Source organism: Clostridium swellfunianum (genome assembly GCF_023656515.1).
Taxonomy (GTDB): domain Bacteria; phylum Bacillota; class Clostridia; order Clostridiales; family Clostridiaceae; genus Clostridium_AT; species Clostridium_AT swellfunianum.
Genome location: NZ_JAMOFV010000006.1, coordinates 2,562,533 through 2,577,040, shown reverse-complemented (window position 1 = coordinate 2,577,040; position 14,508 = coordinate 2,562,533). Strand labels below are relative to the sequence as shown.

General features: G+C 32.9%; 17 protein-coding genes. 12 read left to right on the top strand and 5 right to left on the bottom strand.

The genetic code is table 11. The features are described from left to right. Nucleotides 1–53 precede the first annotated feature (53 nt). From NBE98_RS12295 to NBE98_RS12255, 9 genes are all read left to right on the top strand, one after another. Nucleotides 54–1,406, top strand: coding sequence for an MATE family efflux transporter (locus tag NBE98_RS12295; protein WP_250815280.1), 1,353 nt, complete (start codon nucleotides 54–56; stop codon nucleotides 1,404–1,406). A 428-nt stretch (nucleotides 1,407–1,834) separates the two neighbouring features. Next, nucleotides 1,835–3,805, top strand: coding sequence for a YwiC-like family protein (locus tag NBE98_RS12290; protein WP_250815279.1), 1,971 nt, complete (start codon nucleotides 1,835–1,837; stop codon nucleotides 3,803–3,805). Nucleotides 3,806–3,807: 2 nt separating this feature from the next. Continuing rightward, entirely contained in the window at nucleotides 3,808–4,110 is a 303-nt protein-coding gene (locus NBE98_RS12285) for a hypothetical protein (RefSeq protein WP_250815278.1), read from the top strand. Between the two features lie 10 nt (nucleotides 4,111–4,120). Continuing rightward, nucleotides 4,121–4,639, top strand: coding sequence for an RNA polymerase sigma factor (locus tag NBE98_RS12280; protein ID WP_250815277.1), 519 nt, complete (start codon nucleotides 4,121–4,123; stop codon nucleotides 4,637–4,639). Continuing rightward, nucleotides 4,636–4,947: an anti-sigma factor family protein gene (locus NBE98_RS12275; protein WP_250815276.1), complete on the top strand. Its 312-nt coding sequence runs from the start codon at nucleotides 4,636–4,638 to the stop codon at nucleotides 4,945–4,947. The genes NBE98_RS12280 and NBE98_RS12275 overlap by 4 nt, the downstream gene beginning before the upstream one ends. Before the next feature lie 107 nt (nucleotides 4,948–5,054). Next, nucleotides 5,055–5,222: a hypothetical protein gene (locus tag NBE98_RS12270; RefSeq protein ID WP_250815275.1), complete on the top strand. Its 168-nt coding sequence runs from the start codon at nucleotides 5,055–5,057 to the stop codon at nucleotides 5,220–5,222. 118 nt (nucleotides 5,223–5,340) lie between these two features. Next, nucleotides 5,341–5,742, top strand: a complete 402-nt coding sequence (locus tag NBE98_RS12265) for a hypothetical protein (RefSeq protein ID WP_250815274.1) — start codon at nucleotides 5,341–5,343, stop codon at nucleotides 5,740–5,742. A 22-nt stretch (nucleotides 5,743–5,764) separates the two neighbouring features. Then, nucleotides 5,765–6,769, top strand: a complete 1,005-nt coding sequence (gene galE, locus NBE98_RS12260; protein ID WP_250815273.1) for a UDP-glucose 4-epimerase GalE — start codon at nucleotides 5,765–5,767, stop codon at nucleotides 6,767–6,769. A gap of 216 nt (nucleotides 6,770–6,985) precedes the next feature. Then, entirely contained in the window at nucleotides 6,986–8,254 is a 1,269-nt protein-coding gene (locus NBE98_RS12255) for an L-cysteine desulfidase family protein (RefSeq protein WP_250815272.1), read from the top strand. A 125-nt stretch (nucleotides 8,255–8,379) separates the two neighbouring features. On the opposite strand, the gene yjeM is transcribed toward NBE98_RS12255, so the two are convergent. Continuing rightward, nucleotides 8,380–9,915 carry a glutamate/gamma-aminobutyrate family transporter YjeM gene (gene yjeM / locus NBE98_RS12250; protein ID WP_250815271.1) on the bottom strand — a complete coding sequence of 512 codons (1,536 nt, stop codon included), beginning with the start codon at nucleotides 9,913–9,915 and terminating at the stop codon, nucleotides 8,380–8,382. Between the two features lie 432 nt (nucleotides 9,916–10,347). Between yjeM and NBE98_RS12245 the strand changes: the two genes are divergently transcribed. Further along, entirely contained in the window at nucleotides 10,348–10,845 is a 498-nt protein-coding gene (locus tag NBE98_RS12245; protein ID WP_250815270.1) for a hypothetical protein, read from the top strand. Between the two features lie 168 nt (nucleotides 10,846–11,013). Here the strand turns inward: NBE98_RS12245 and NBE98_RS12240 are convergent, their stop codons facing one another. Beyond that, a complete protein-coding gene (locus NBE98_RS12240; RefSeq protein WP_250815269.1) occupies nucleotides 11,014–11,325 on the bottom strand; it encodes a hypothetical protein in 312 nt (103 codons plus the stop codon). A gap of 158 nt (nucleotides 11,326–11,483) precedes the next feature. After that, nucleotides 11,484–11,957 (bottom strand): hypothetical protein, encoded by a 474-nt coding sequence (locus NBE98_RS12235; protein ID WP_250815268.1) that lies wholly within the window; start codon nucleotides 11,955–11,957, stop codon nucleotides 11,484–11,486. 257 nt (nucleotides 11,958–12,214) lie between these two features. Between NBE98_RS12235 and NBE98_RS12230 the strand changes: the two genes are divergently transcribed. Next, complete coding sequence (locus tag NBE98_RS12230; protein ID WP_250815267.1) at nucleotides 12,215–12,751, top strand: NUDIX hydrolase; 537 nt, start codon at nucleotides 12,215–12,217, stop codon at nucleotides 12,749–12,751. Nucleotides 12,752–12,808: 57 nt separating this feature from the next. Here the strand turns inward: NBE98_RS12230 and NBE98_RS12225 are convergent, their stop codons facing one another. Further along, nucleotides 12,809–13,102 (bottom strand): spore coat protein, encoded by a 294-nt coding sequence (locus NBE98_RS12225; RefSeq protein WP_250815266.1) that lies wholly within the window; start codon nucleotides 13,100–13,102, stop codon nucleotides 12,809–12,811. Between the two features lies 1 nt (nucleotide 13,103). Further along, on the bottom strand, nucleotides 13,104–13,316 hold the full coding sequence (locus tag NBE98_RS12220; protein WP_250815265.1) for a hypothetical protein: 213 nt from the start codon (nucleotides 13,314–13,316) through the stop codon (nucleotides 13,104–13,106). A 235-nt stretch (nucleotides 13,317–13,551) separates the two neighbouring features. Between NBE98_RS12220 and NBE98_RS12215 the strand changes: the two genes are divergently transcribed. Then, nucleotides 13,552–14,406: a CPBP family intramembrane glutamic endopeptidase gene (locus NBE98_RS12215; RefSeq protein WP_250815264.1), complete on the top strand. Its 855-nt coding sequence runs from the start codon at nucleotides 13,552–13,554 to the stop codon at nucleotides 14,404–14,406. Nucleotides 14,407–14,508: the final 102 nt, after the last annotated feature.

Sequence of the window (14,508 nt, the reverse complement as noted above, 5' to 3'; positions counted from 1 at the left end):
TGCTATAACCTTTATTATTGTAGTTGTGATTTGTTAAAGGAGGTTGCGGCGGTATGTCTCATAAGGTTGATTATTTAAAGGATGATATAAACAAGCTTTTTATGAAATTTTTGATACCAAGCATAGCTGGTTCAGTTATGGTGTCCATGTATATATTGTTTGATACTATTTTTGTAGGAAGAGGGGTAGGCAGTGAGGGCTTGGCTGCTTTAAACATATCTATTCCAATATACAATGTGTTGTTTGCAGTGGGACTGTTGATGGGAGTTGGTGGTGCTACTGCTATGTCAGTAAGTATAGGACAGAGGAAGTATGATAAGGTTAATGATATTTTTACTTATTCAGTTGTTGCAGCATTTTTGATAGGAGCTTTGATAACTATATTTGGAACTATTTTTATTGATGAACTTTGCTACTTCTTAGGTGCTAATGAGGAAAATGTTTATCTTGTTAAGCAATATTTAAGGGTAGTTATATTATTCAGCACTTCTTTTATAATGGTAAATACTCTTTCTGTTTTTATAAGATCAGACAAGGCTCCTAAGCTTGCTATGTGGGGGACGGCTATTGGAAGTGTACTTAATATAGTGCTTGATGCAGTATTTATATTTACCTTTGGATGGGGAATGAAAGGGGCAGCTATTGCTACCGTTATATCTTCAGTTTTAAGTCTTTGTTTTCTTATATATTTTCATTTTATAAGAGGAAACTCAAGGCTGAGATTAGTAAAGCCTCGTTTTGAGCTTCAGCTTGTAAAAAGAATAGGTCTTAATGGGATACCAAGTTTTATAATTGAAGTATCTTCAGGTATTGTAATTTTTGCTTTTAATAATGTGCTTGAAAGTATAACAGGAACTATTGGTATTTCTGCCTATAGTATTATTGCTAATATATCCTTAATATGCGTGGCTATTTTTACTGGAGTTGCACAAGCAATTCAGCCTATCATAAGCATAAACTTTGGTGCAGAAAAATATAACAGAGTTAATAGGGTTGTTAGGCTTGGAGTAATGTTTTCAGGTTTATTTGGTATCCTATTCTTTACTACTGGCTTATTATTCCCAAGGCAGATAGTTTCATTGTTTAATACAGATAGCATAGAACTTATGAATATAACTGTTAGAGGAATAAGTATATATTTTATAGGCTTTATAATTATGGGACTAAACATTGCTCTCGGAGCCTTTTACCAAGCAATAGAATATTCAATGTTCTCGATGGTTATATCCGTAAGTAGAGGCATAGGTTTTATTCTTATAGGGCTTTTAACACTACCAAGATTATTGGCTGCTGATGGAGTTTGGATAACAGTACCTTTTGCAGAAGCTGCAACCTTAGTTTTAGCCGCAGCGTTTTTTGTAAGAGTAAAGAAAGCTATAAGAAATTCAGAAAAAGCTATAGCGTAGATTTCAAAAAGATAAGTTCTTAAGAATTTATCTTTTTTTAATTTTATTTCCTTTAAGATTTTTTAAAACATATATGCTTTTTAATGAATAATCTTTTAAAAGCTTGTCCATAATTATAATAGATTAGATTGAAAAATCTTTTATAGAGGGGAAATATATAATGAAAAAGATAATTGTGAAGACTTCAACTAAAAAGCCAGGCAAGGATTCAGGTAAGAAAAGCAATGGCAAGTATTTGATTGGGGTAGGCAAAAATTTTTAAATGAGACAATATGTTTTTGGAAAATTACTGTACAGAGCATCCTTATAGTGTAAAAATACACCATAAGGATGTTTTTATTTAAAAAATTCTAATCCACCTGTAACTTTTTTAAAACTTGTTAGTCTATATAAGTAAATGTGCCAGGTTGTGGAAGGAAAGAAAGAAAATGTTTTTAGAAAAAGTAATAAATCACTTTAATAACTATATGATTATTAGTAATATTACTCTTTATATAATGAGTGCAGCAATACTTTTAATGAGTCTTGTATTTATGTTTCATTTGCTTTTTAAAAAGCAGCTGCTTGAAAGAAATATACTTATATCAGGGATATTAGCGAGAGTGCTTATGTTTGCAGGCTTCACTATTGAATTTGCACATCAAATGACCACTTATAATAGATACACACCTATTTATAATGCAAAGTGGGATGCTGTAGTGCAACTTGTACACTTCCTGTTTTGGGGCTATATTGCGGTTGTGGGCGTTTATTATTTATTTGTTATGGGAATTAAAAAGTACAGAGGTCTTATATATACCTTTGATATAGCTATGATGAGCATACCTTTAATATTTGGTATTGTTTTAGGTGTATTTGAGGGTTTATACAATGGAGGAATAGAAAGTCTTCTGCTTATACCTCTGCCAGCTGCTTGTCTCTTTGTTTTTTTTCAATGCTACTGGAGACGCAAACCGAGGTATTATATAGCTTTCTTCATAACTAGTATAATAAGCTTAGCTTGTGCCTACAAATTTAAGTCACTAAAGCTTATGCTGCCCTTTTCGGCTTTCATAATTTTATTAGGCATATATCAGCTGATGATGGCAGACATACAATTAAAAAAGTATAGAGAAATTTTATTAGTATTGCCTATAGCTTTTATCTTTTCAGCAAATCCTTTTTATAATTTATGGATTGCAGTAGAAAGTGGACAAACCTATACTGTTACAAATATTTTCTATAAGGATGTTAAAAATGTTTCACCAAAGGAGATAGAAAAAAGGGTGAGAGCGGCTCTTGAAAATGATAAGGACAAGCTGGAAGTTAAAAAAGTTTCTAATGCTTATATAAGCAAAGCCTATGAGCTTCAGCTTGGAGGCTATAATATATACATTAGTGGTGTGGATGGAAATAGAATCCTCATTGAGAAGAAAGACTCCAAAAGTAAAATAACCGACGATATAGGTTTTGACGGTAACCTGCTTAGGGAAAAGAGCCTGAGTATTTTAAACAAGCTAGGCTATACTTATAATTCCAATACTACTGAAATTAAAGAGAAGGTTGAAAAAGGACAATACATAGTAACTTTCTATCGCAAATTTGATGACGGAAGCTTATATAATTCAATGCTCCCAGCTAGTGAATTTAAATGGGATGCAAACAATGAGTTAAAATTTATGAAAGTAGTAGGAGTTTTTGATATAAAGGATTATTCTACTGTTAAAATAAGCGAAACTCAAATAAAAGAAATTTTAAATAATTTTTATAAAAAGATAAACAAAATCATGCCTAATTACGTCATTACTTATGTAGGGGGAACCTGGAGAGAGAATATAAGTATAGAGTGTGATAATAAGGACAGCTTTGAGCTTGATGCAGTTAATGGTGAGATTTTAAGCTATATAAGCAGTTCCCCAGACTCAGCAAAGTATGATAAAACAGAAGAAGGAATAATTAAGAATAGAGAGAGAGCTATAAATTATGCAAAAGCTATAAGCAGTTTTTGGGATAAGGGGGTCCTTAAAGAGACAGAGCTTGGGAAATCCTATGCTTATGGTCAGTATAATTTTATAGGTTACATACCTTCGGGAAAAGTTACAATAGAAACTTTAATTAATGAAAATGGAGAACTAGAGATATTTACCCAAAATATAACTCCAGACAAGAAAGTTTACTCAAACAAGGAGTTTAAAATAACTAGAAAAGAAGCTATAAAGCTAGTTGAGCAAAATTATAATCCATTTAAAATTTACACAACTAAAGCTGCGTTGGTTTTAACTTCAGATGATTATTTTAATACAGAGCTTAAATGGAGAGTTGGAGTAGTTCCGTTTTTGAGTTCAGAAAAACATTATTATTTAGTAGATGTGAATACAGGAAGTATTGAACCTGTTGGAGATTATGGTAAAGGAGAATAGGTATGAGAGTATGTAAAAGCCAATGCTCACTGTTTAAAGATTTATATAGGGCTTTTCTTCAAGGTGAAGTTGAAGAAGAGACAAGGGCTTGGATGATAAAGCATAAAGAAGAGTGCAGCTTTTGCAGGGAGTGGGCTAAAAGCTTTGAAGAGAATAGAGAGGATAAATTAGACGAAGAAAGTGTACAAAAAGACATATTCGATGAAGCAAAAGGGGCTATAAAAAAAGCTAAGCTATTTCTAGGCTTAGGTATAGGCGCAATTGTTTTTGCGGCTCTTTGGATGTCTGTTTGGCTTAGTATTTAGGTGAGTCTGTATGGAAACTATCAAAAACATTGAGGAGCTTTATGAGAAATATAAGCCTCCTATTTACACTTATCTCTACTATCAGACTGGAAACAGAGAGGCGGCAGAAGAACTTTGCCAGGAGGTTTTTCTTAGAGCTTTCAAAAGTCTAACCTCCTATAGAGGGGATTGTTCTGTTAAGACTTGGCTGTATACCATAGCTCGTAATTTGCATGCAACATGGTATAAGAGAGAAGTAAAGTATGAGATGCTTACTTTAGATAATATAGGGGAGGCAGAATTTATATCAGATAAGGCTTCCCCTGAAGAAACAGTAGAGAAACGTGAAAAGAGGGAGCAGGTAAGAAACATTTTAAATCTTTTGAAGGAAGAGTATCGTTCGGTACTCATATTGTGTGACATTATGGAGTTTTCTTATGGTGAAATTGCATCACTTATGGGGTGGAATCTATCAAAGGTTAAAATAACAATTTACAGGGCAAGAATTCAGTTTAAGACTCTCTTTGAAAGTGAAGGTGATAATAGATGAAGTGTTTTCTAATAAGAGATTTACTTCCTTTCTATGCAGAGGGACAAGTATCGAAAGAAACAAAAACTGTTATAGAGCAGCATTTTAAAGAATGTAATCATTGCAGGGAGCTTTATGAAAGCATTACTGATTATAGCTCGGAGTTAAAGGAAAGTGCCGAATTAATAGAAGCTTGGGAACCAAAGTCTGATGATAGAGAATTTTGGAGAAAATATTATAGTAGTTTGTACATGAAAAATATAGGGTTGTTTTTTGCGGTGCTTTTTTTTATAATTGAGATGGTAAGGTTTGTAAAAAGCTTCAAGTAATGTTTAAATGCTTAATAGATAAGCAGCAGAATTTTTCAATACAGTAATCATACAAAATTCTGTGAATATATTTTTAAGGAAAGTTATATTGAATGGGGGAGAAATCTATGGGCGAAAAAAGGTACCGCAAGGAAGTAGCGTCAAAGGGGATAGGGTTAGGTGCATGTATTGCAGTAGCTATATCCTGGAGTCTTAATCAATCTGTGCTTTGGGCGATAATACACGGGATATTTGGATGGCTTTATGTTTTATATTATCTCATAAAATTTGCATAGCAAGGATTCAAGCTTCTGCTGGATAAGTCAGGGGCTTTTTTGTGTTTTAATGGATAATATAGCTAAAAATGTGGTAGTATTTATACTATGGTTTATATTGCAAAGGAGACGTTAAGATATGAACGAAACTTTAAAGAAACTAAAGCTTACAACACAAAACCCGATCTTAATTTTAAATGCACCTGAAGAATATCAGGAAGTAATAAAGGATATAGAATCAGAAATACATACAGAAATTAAAGACAAATATAAATTCATTCAAATATTTACAAAGGATCTAGCAGAACTTAAGGAGTATGTCCCAAGCGCCGTTGATGCATTAGATGGCGATGGATACTTATGGGTATGCTATCCTAAGGGAACTTCTAAAAAATATAAAAAGTCAGATATAAATAGAGATTCTCTGTTTAATGAAGTTCAAGAGTATAACTTCTCAGGAGTTACTCTAGTATCTATTAGCAATGATTGGTCAGCTTTTAGAATAAGACACAATGATTATATAAAATCAAGTAAGAAATAAAACTAAGGAGGAGAGGATATATATGAAGGTACTAGTTACTGGTGGAGCTGGTTATATAGGAAGTACAGTGTGTTCAGCACTTTTGGACAGAGGGCATACTCCGGTTATTTTAGATTCTCTAGTTACAGGAAGAGAGGAATTCACAAAAGGTAAAATCTTTTATAAAGGTGATATTGCAGATAAGGAACTTTTAACTAAGATATTTACTGAGCATCCAGAAATCAGCCACGTGGTTCATTGTGCTGCATTAATAGTTGTTCCAGATTCTGTTTCTAATCCTTATGGATATTATCACGAAAATGTTGCTAAATCCTTAGAATTGTTCAATAATCTAAACAACCTTGGCTGCAAGAATGTTATATTTAGTTCCTCAGCTTCAATTTATGATGACGTTGAAGGGTTTATGGTAACCGAAAAAGCTCCATTAAATCCAAGAAGCCCATACGCAAGAACAAAATACATGATGGAAATGATACTTAAAGATTTTTGCACAGCTTATGGTATGAAGGGTATAGCGCTAAGATATTTTAATCCAATTGGTGCGGATCCAAAGATGAGAAGTGGAGTTCATGTTCAGTTTCCATCTCACGTCCTTGGAAAGCTTGTTGAGGTTGCATTAGGAGCAAGTCCTCAATTCAATATTACTGGAACTAATTATGATACTCGTGATGGTTCAGGTATAAGAGACTATATTCACGTTTGGGATTTAGCTCAGGCACACGTTAAGGCTATTGAAAACTTTGATGATGCTTTCAGTAAGGCAGAGAACCCTGATTATTTGGTTATAAATCTTGGAACAGGAAGCGGAGTTACAGTTAAGGAACTTGTTACTGCTTTTGAAAATGTCTATGGAAAGACTATAAATAAAGTAGAAACAGAACCAAGACCAGGAGATGTTCCAGGAGCGTACGCAAATGCTGATACTGCCTTAAGACTTTTAGGCTGGAAGGCTGAAAAGGATATTGAAGATGGAATTGCTGATGCTCTTAAGTGGGGAGAGATAAGAGAAAATATAATTAAATACTAAAAATATGGATAGCAGAATAGTTTCTGCTATCTTTTTTTGGCAGCAATCAATTTATAGTAGCAATATATTAGAGCTAAAAGAAGTAAATAGAAAATGCTGCTTTAGTGCAGTTGTATACAAATACTTAGTGGAATGTTGGTAATATATTGAGTAGTTTTGTAGGGTGTGTTATCATGAATTTGTGTAATAGAGTATCTAATTGAGCGGGGGATAATTATGGATGAAAATGTTTTTTTAAGAGCGTTAGATAAAGAATTGGTTGTAGCGTTGGGGTGTACTGAACCTATAGCTATAGCTTTAGCAGCAGCCACGGCAAGAAAATATTCTGGCGATGGTGAAGTATTAGATTTAAAGGTATATGCAAGCAGCAATGTGATAAAGAATGCAATGGCCGTTAACATTCCCGGAACAGGTAGCTGCGGAATAAATTTGGCTGCAGCTTTAGGAGCTCTTGCAGATGCAGATAAAAGCCTTGAGGTCTTAAGTGGTTTAAATAAAAAGGATATTGATGTAGCTAGAGATATGATAAGAGGCGGGGTTATATCTGTAGATACAGCCAATACAAGTAAGAAGCTTTATATTGAAGTTGTTATTAAAACAGATAAGTCCACTTCAAGGGTTATTATAGAGGATAGGCATACCAATGTAACAGTGATTGAAGTTGATGGTGTAGCAGTAAAAGACAGCAGAGTAGAAGAAGTATCTGAGGATAGCAGCGATTTTACTATGCTAAATATCGATAATATATGGAATTTTATTGAGACAGTTAATGTTGATAAGCTAGGTTTAGTTAAGCAAAGTATAGAGCTTAATAAGGCTGCTGGAGAAGAAGGTCTGAGAAATCCCTATGGGCTTCAAGTTGGAAAAACAATTATTGAAGAAATAAAGAAAGGTATCATAGCTGACGATTTAATGAACTATGCTATGGCATTGACTGCAGCAGGTTCAGATGCAAGAATGGCAGGCTGTACTCTAAGCGTTATGAGTAATTCAGGAAGTGGAAACCAAGGTATAACAGCTACTTTGCCAGTAGTTGCTGTTGGAGAAAAGCTTAAAGAGACAGAGGAGAAACTTTTAAGAGCAGTTACACTTAGTCATTTAATAACTATATATATAAAATCAAAATTTGGAAGACTATCAGCTTTATGTGGAGCTACTATAGCTGCTACAGGTGCAAGTTGCGGTGTAGTATATATTTTAGGTGGAAATAAAAGTGCTGTGAGAGCAGCTATCCAAAATATGCTTGGTAATATTACTGGTATGCTTTGTGATGGTGCAAAGATTGGTTGTGCGCTAAAAGTATCTACCTGTACCAATGCTGCTATACAATCTGCATTTCTTGCAAATAGAGGAATCGCAATTAGCGCAACAGATGGAATTATTGAAGAAGATGCAGAGGATACCATTGATAATTTATGCAGATTAGGCAATCAAGGAACCCCTGAAATAGATAAGATAATCCTAGAAATTATGCTTAACAAGTAAAATTGTGAAATGGCTCAGTAAGAGTTTAGTTTATGGATATATAAAATAAACATAAATATATTGCAATACAAATTTAGAAAATAGAAAAACCTGACAAGAATCTCTTGTCAGGTTTTAATTATTTATTAAGCAACGTTTCTGCCTTTTTCAGATTTGCATTTTTTCTCATAGCTGTTGAACATAAGAACAGCAACTAATCCGAAGAATATTGGTCCAGCTATTTGCCAAATTGTTGTTGGCAAATCTCCGCCTAATGCTGGTTCGATTATTGAGAAGAAGTTAGCGAATCCTACTGTTAATGTAACTATTACACCCCAGATAAGAGCAGTACTATAGCTCTTATATACTTCAAATGGTTTTTCTATTTCTTGCTTCTTCTTAAATGCTATAAATGCGATTGATAAGAACATGTAAGGAATAGTCATAGCTACGTTAGTCATAGAAACTAATATTTCGAAGAACTTAGCCATTGAGTCTCCACCGAAGGAAACAAGTGCAATCATTACTACAACGATTATACATTGAATCCACATAGCGTTAACTGGCATTCCGTCTGATTTTCTAGTTTCTCCAACTTTTCCTGGCCATAAAGCTCTTGGAGTTCCATCGATTAACTGCTTTAATGGGGAATAAGTTAGTGTGAAGAAAGCTCCGGATAATGCTAAGAACATTGAAAGTCCGATATATCTTGAAATCCATTGTCCCATAAGTACTGCTGTAGCTTCTGAAGCTCCAAATGCAGTTCCTAAAGAGTAACCTAAGTTAGACATAACTATATAGCTTGCATTTCCAAGTGTAACACCCTTCATAGACATAACTGCTGACCAGTTAGTGAATATACCAATCATGAATATTAATAGTGAATATCCGATTGCTATAACAGCTGCTGATATCATAACACCCTTAGGGAATGTCTTTTCTGGGTTTTCAGTTTGGTCAACAAGACCACCAACTGCTTCAATTCCGCCATATGCGAACAATGCATAAACTACGAATGCTAGAGCTGAAATTGAGTTTCCTGCAAACTTAGGATTTGGTGTAGTCGTGAAAGATTTTAATCCTTCGATTGGTTGAGCTAATTGTCCACCATTTCCTATAAATACTGCTATTGCACCTAAAAGTACAACTATGTTTATCAAAACAACTGCTGATCCACCTACTGAAGTTACCTTCTTTATTTTGTCAACACCCTTTGTTGATACGAAAGTAACTAGTATGAACCAGATAATTCCTAATATACCTAATGTTTTTGGTCCTGTTAACCCTTCAATACCGAAAAGTTTCCAAGTAGCTGTTGTATCCTTACCAAATATAGCATTTGATATTGGAACCCAGATACCTGAGGATACGTTTACCATCCAAATAACATAAGAAGCAAACCACATGAATGTTCCTATGAAAGCGAATCTTGGTCCAACTGATTTTTCCATCCAGGAATAAATTCCACCCTTTTCATTTTTGAAAGCTGCACCAAACTCAGCCATCATCAATGCAAATGGAATAAAGAATGCTATACCAGATATTATATACCATGGAATAGCTGCATATCCCATTTTGTAAAAGGATCTTGGGATGTTATTGAAGCCGTAAACTGAAGTAAATATCATCAGTATAAGAGATACTAATGAAAGTTTTTTGGTAGCGTTTACATTAGAAGACATTTAGTTCTTCCCCCTCTATAATTTTATGATGATTTCTTTGAGTGAATCACTCGAGATTTATTATATAAGCAAATGTCGTATTTTGCAACTAGGAATTTGCTGTTTTATTTATTTTTCGATAATCAGAGTAGTTTTATTCATTGAATTTTTAAAATTATTGAAATCTAATTCAAAAAAGTATGCAAAAACACTGAAATAAATATATTTATCGAATATATTTCTGAAATTTTTGTTTCAAATTTAATTCAATTGAAAAATAAATGAAACTTTAAAAAAAATAAATTCATGTAAGATTATAATTACAAAAAAGAATAGAAATTCATATTTAGCTATTTCATATAAATATTTACATCAATATATCAACATAAATAATCGGTTATGTGACAAGCTAAATTTAATTAAAAAAACAATAAAGCAGCAAAGGAGGACTATATGAAAAAAATTGGTGTATTAATGATGTCCCTAATTATGTTTTTTACATTTTCTTTTGATATTATTCATGCACAGGAACTAAGTGGTGAAGCAGAAAAACTCTCTCAAATTAAAGAATTAAGAGAGAGTATAAAGCAGCACTTAAAAGATAATAAAAAAATAGAAATTCAAATTGAAAAGAGCAGCAAAAAAGTTGAGAAAGTATTAGTTAAGCTTCCTCAAAACAGTCTAGTTTCACAAGAAATTATAGACGAACAAATTAGCCCGAAGCTCGAAATGATAATGAGTCAGCTTATGCAGGTGGGTGAATATGAAACATCCTCCTGGAAACATTTAAATACAGCTAACAGATTAATTAAAAATAAGAAATATGATGCAGGGGTTAAGCATTTAGGCAAAGCAAATGCAGATCTCCAAGAAAAACATGAGCTAATGATTGTTTTTGAACAAGATTTAGAAGAGTTTTTAATTTTTATTAATTCTCTACAGCATAAGTAAAAATTAAAAGATTATTTATTAAGCACTTTGGCAGCTATTTTAAAGCCAAGGTGCTTTTTTAATTATATATTTATAATTTCATACAACACTAGGATACTTCATTTGCTAGAGGCATATTGATGATTAATTACTGGCTTAACGCTCATTCCTGTTTTTGGGGAATTCCACTTATCCAAGAAATTGAGGTGTTTGAGTGTTGTCTGAACGTATTGCCTTTTGCAAAATTGTAAAATGAATTTTTCCGCCTAGCTGATCTAATTCGCAAGGGTATTGAGTTTTACATTTATCACATTCTAGATATTCTCTGCTTCCTATTTTTTCTCTATTATCAAATAAAAAAGGAAGGGGTTCCTCATTATCGTTTCGTTCTTGATTATCAGGAGCTTCTAGTTTGTAGGAATATAAATAGGTCGCTTCTCTCTTTACACTAAAATATTCTCCTCCGCATGCTGGACATTCTAAAGTTTTATTTATGTTCAATTTAAGCACTCCAATCTTATCATATATTTGTTTATATTAGTATTTACATAACTGTATAAAATATTAGAGGCTGTTTCTTAAATTTGAAACAGCCTCTATTTTTAAGCTATTAAAACGATTAATTATTTTAATGTATAAATATGTGCTGACTCCTATATTTAAGGCTGTCCTTCTGCTTGCTGATCCTTAGGGGACTGACCTGCTTGCGTTTCATTAGCTGATGTATCAGTAGCTTGAGGTTCATCAGTTGAAGCTTGTTCTGATGGGGAATTTGTACTTGATGTTTCAGTTGTTTGAGCTTTACTGTTTGGAACCTCACCTTTAGAAATACTTACTATTCCTAAACTTTCAAGTAGTTTGCTAAGACCAACCTTACTAGTTAATGATGGAAGCAGTTTGGTGACGTCTAGCTTATCAGCTATACCTGGAAATAAAGCATTTAGGTCTTCCATACTAATATATATTTTCTGTGCAGACGTGCTGCTGGTTTCATTAGCTTCTGTAGCGTTATTATTTAATTGTTGAGAATTTTTAGCTGACTGAGGATTTTGGTAAGACTGTATAGGTGATATTTGCTGTACGCTCCCAAGTTTTGAGAGTATATTTATTATTTTTCCTAAATTACCTGCCATGGGATAACCTCCTTTAAAGACAAATAGTGTTGACTGATTATAATTTATAGATTCTCTTTATTTCACTACATATTATGTTTGATAAAAGAAAATGTGCAGCTAGTACAATTTAATGTTTTTTATCTTCGTCAAAATATTCTTTAATAAATACCTTGAAGATATTTATTAAAGAAGCTATAGCTGTATAAATAATGTGTTTCAATTTGATTTTACCAGTGATATTATTAAGTAAATATAACTTAAAAGGATTGATAAAAATGAAGAAACAAGATTTGTTTGAACTTATAGAGGATTATAAGCCTATAGATACCAATGAGATAAAGTCTAAAAAAAAGATTCTAGACTTTATTTGTAAGCATGATAACTTTGCAAATAGAAATAATACTTCTGGACATATTACCGGTGCTGCTTGGGTTGTGAACAGGGACAGAAGCAAAGTTCTTTTAACACATCATATAAAGCTTGATATGTGGCTTCAGATAGGAGGCCATGTTGAGGGTGAGGAGCATGTTTTGGAAACTGCTTTAAGAGAGGCAAGAGAGGAATCGGGATTAACAAGCTTAAAGCTAATATCTAATAAGGTTTTTGATACAGATGTACATTTATTCCCACAAAAAGGAGACTTTCCCGCTCACTTTCATTACGATATAAGATTTTTATTCGAAGCTGATGAAAATGAGAAAATTAACAGACAGAAGGAAGAATCAAAGGATATGAAGTGGATAGCTTTGAAGGATGTTCCGATTTACGCAAAAGAAAACACTATTTTAAGGATGACTAATAAGATTAAATAATGGCAATTATTTTTATATTAAATGAGAAAGAGCCCATAATAAAGAGGCTCTTATTTTTTATCCAATTGTTGATTGTGATTTTGAATAAGATTCAACTAATTGATGTCTTGGGTCATCGTAAGGTTTTTCCCAGCCTCTTTTAATAGATAAATCAGCAAGAGCACAATAGCCGTTTAAAACCTGTGTTAAATTGGAGGAATACATTGCTCTAAGCTCTGGAGTTGGAGCAGCTAAAGCAGCATTAAGATAAGCATTAGCTCCGCCCTTAGCACCAGCGAGCATATCGCTTGCTATTATTTCATCATTAATATCTGTAGTTCCTTGAACCATATTACTAATTATTGTAGACATACTATCTTACCTCCCCAGTTATTCCATTTTCATTAATAAACTGCTGGATTCCTTTTATTCTGCCTTCCATTGCAAGAATACCTGCTTCAGCCTGTTTTTTAAGTTCATCATCACCTATTATTGTTTGCATTGCTTTGGCCACAGCCAAGGTGTCATTTTCCATTTTTAATAATCCTGTTAAAGATAATACTTCTGCATCAGATAGATTTCTCATAACATTCCCTCCCGGTCGTCGCATTTTTAAAATACCCATAACTATTGTTTACTTAAGAAGTTTTATTACACTAGTAAGTTAGTGTCAATTTTAAATTAATTATGAAATAAAAATTAACAATGTTTATTCCATAATTATGGAATGTTATACTTATAATTGCATAACAAATATAGAAAGGTGAGCTGATGTATCAAAGGGGAAGAAATAATTTAAAATAGGGGTGGGGTTGAAAATTATGATGGAAAATATAAAGGTGGACTTGAGCAGGGGGATAAAAATATCAAACTTAGAATTAGTTATATTAATTGGATGCATTCCTACTGCTTTAATTCCAGTGGTCTTGTTATCAAGATTTGCACCAGGCTTGTATAACTGGTCCTACAATATTACAAAGGGGCTTATAAATCAAACCTTAATCTTGTATTTATTACTATCTTTTATATTTATTTATTTAATATTATATAAAAGTTCTAAATTTAGACCTATAGATATAGGATTAAAGAAAGGCAAGCTAAAAGATGGTATTATAATAACGGTAATACTGTTTATACTTTTGCAAGTATATGGAGTCGTGTATAGTTACTTTTGCTTTGGAGAGTTAACTATGAATGAAGTGATGTACAAAGGTACTATTGTAGCTGGATATTACATTTCTATGATATTTGGTGTTGCATTTTTTGAAGAAGTTTTGTTTAGAGGAGTTTTAATTCCACAAATATTTATTAGATTAAAATCTGATAAAAGCAAAAATAAAATAATGTTTATGGCTTTATTTATATCTCAGGCTTTGTTTTCAGTTATGCATATTCCTATAAGGCTGATAAACGGAGTTGGTTTTACTGATTTGATGATCAGTTTGGCTTCTATTTTTATAATCGGAATAGTTTTTGCATTTATATACCTTCTCACCGACAATCTGTTTATAGCAATTGGAGTTCATGCTCTTTGGGATATTTCCCAAAATAATGCTGCTACTTTTTATAATAGCAAATATGCTTTTATTGTAGTGGGGGTGTTTGCTTTTGCAATAATGTATGTGTCGGTAGTAAGAAACTCTAAGAGAAACACTAATATGTCCGTTAAGAATTAGATATCTAAGAAGATGCCGCTTCGAAACAGGAGCACTTTCTATAGTATGGGACTGTTTGACGGAGAGTTCGGAGGAGATGCAGAGCTTTGAAAAAAGCTATAA

What these genes read in the sequence shown, in the direction of transcription:
- NBE98_RS12255 (WP_250815272.1), top strand. Translation starts at nt 6,986, where the DNA reads ATGGATGAAAATGTTTTTTTAAGAGCGTTAGATAAAGAATTGGTTGTA.
- NBE98_RS12245 (WP_250815270.1), top strand. Translation starts at nt 10,348, where the DNA reads ATGAAAAAAATTGGTGTATTAATGATGTCCCTAATTATGTTTTTTACA.
- NBE98_RS12230 (WP_250815267.1), top strand. Translation starts at nt 12,215, where the DNA reads ATGAAGAAACAAGATTTGTTTGAACTTATAGAGGATTATAAGCCTATA.
- NBE98_RS12275 (WP_250815276.1), top strand. Translation starts at nt 4,636, where the DNA reads ATGAAGTGTTTTCTAATAAGAGATTTACTTCCTTTCTATGCAGAGGGA.
- NBE98_RS12220 (WP_250815265.1), bottom strand. Translation starts at nt 13,316, where the DNA reads ATGAGAAATCTATCTGATGCAGAAGTATTATCTTTAACAGGATTATTA.
- NBE98_RS12280 (WP_250815277.1), top strand. Translation starts at nt 4,121, where the DNA reads ATGGAAACTATCAAAAACATTGAGGAGCTTTATGAGAAATATAAGCCT.
- galE (WP_250815273.1), top strand. Translation starts at nt 5,765, where the DNA reads ATGAAGGTACTAGTTACTGGTGGAGCTGGTTATATAGGAAGTACAGTG.
- NBE98_RS12270 (WP_250815275.1), top strand. Translation starts at nt 5,055, where the DNA reads ATGGGCGAAAAAAGGTACCGCAAGGAAGTAGCGTCAAAGGGGATAGGG.
- yjeM (WP_250815271.1), bottom strand. Translation starts at nt 9,915, where the DNA reads ATGTCTTCTAATGTAAACGCTACCAAAAAACTTTCATTAGTATCTCTT.
- NBE98_RS12235 (WP_250815268.1), bottom strand. Translation starts at nt 11,957, where the DNA reads ATGGCAGGTAATTTAGGAAAAATAATAAATATACTCTCAAAACTTGGG.
- NBE98_RS12290 (WP_250815279.1), top strand. Translation starts at nt 1,835, where the DNA reads ATGTTTTTAGAAAAAGTAATAAATCACTTTAATAACTATATGATTATT.
- NBE98_RS12295 (WP_250815280.1), top strand. Translation starts at nt 54, where the DNA reads ATGTCTCATAAGGTTGATTATTTAAAGGATGATATAAACAAGCTTTTT.
- NBE98_RS12215 (WP_250815264.1), top strand. Translation starts at nt 13,552, where the DNA reads ATGATGGAAAATATAAAGGTGGACTTGAGCAGGGGGATAAAAATATCA.
- NBE98_RS12265 (WP_250815274.1), top strand. Translation starts at nt 5,341, where the DNA reads ATGAACGAAACTTTAAAGAAACTAAAGCTTACAACACAAAACCCGATC.
- NBE98_RS12285 (WP_250815278.1), top strand. Translation starts at nt 3,808, where the DNA reads ATGAGAGTATGTAAAAGCCAATGCTCACTGTTTAAAGATTTATATAGG.
- NBE98_RS12225 (WP_250815266.1), bottom strand. Translation starts at nt 13,102, where the DNA reads ATGTCTACAATAATTAGTAATATGGTTCAAGGAACTACAGATATTAAT.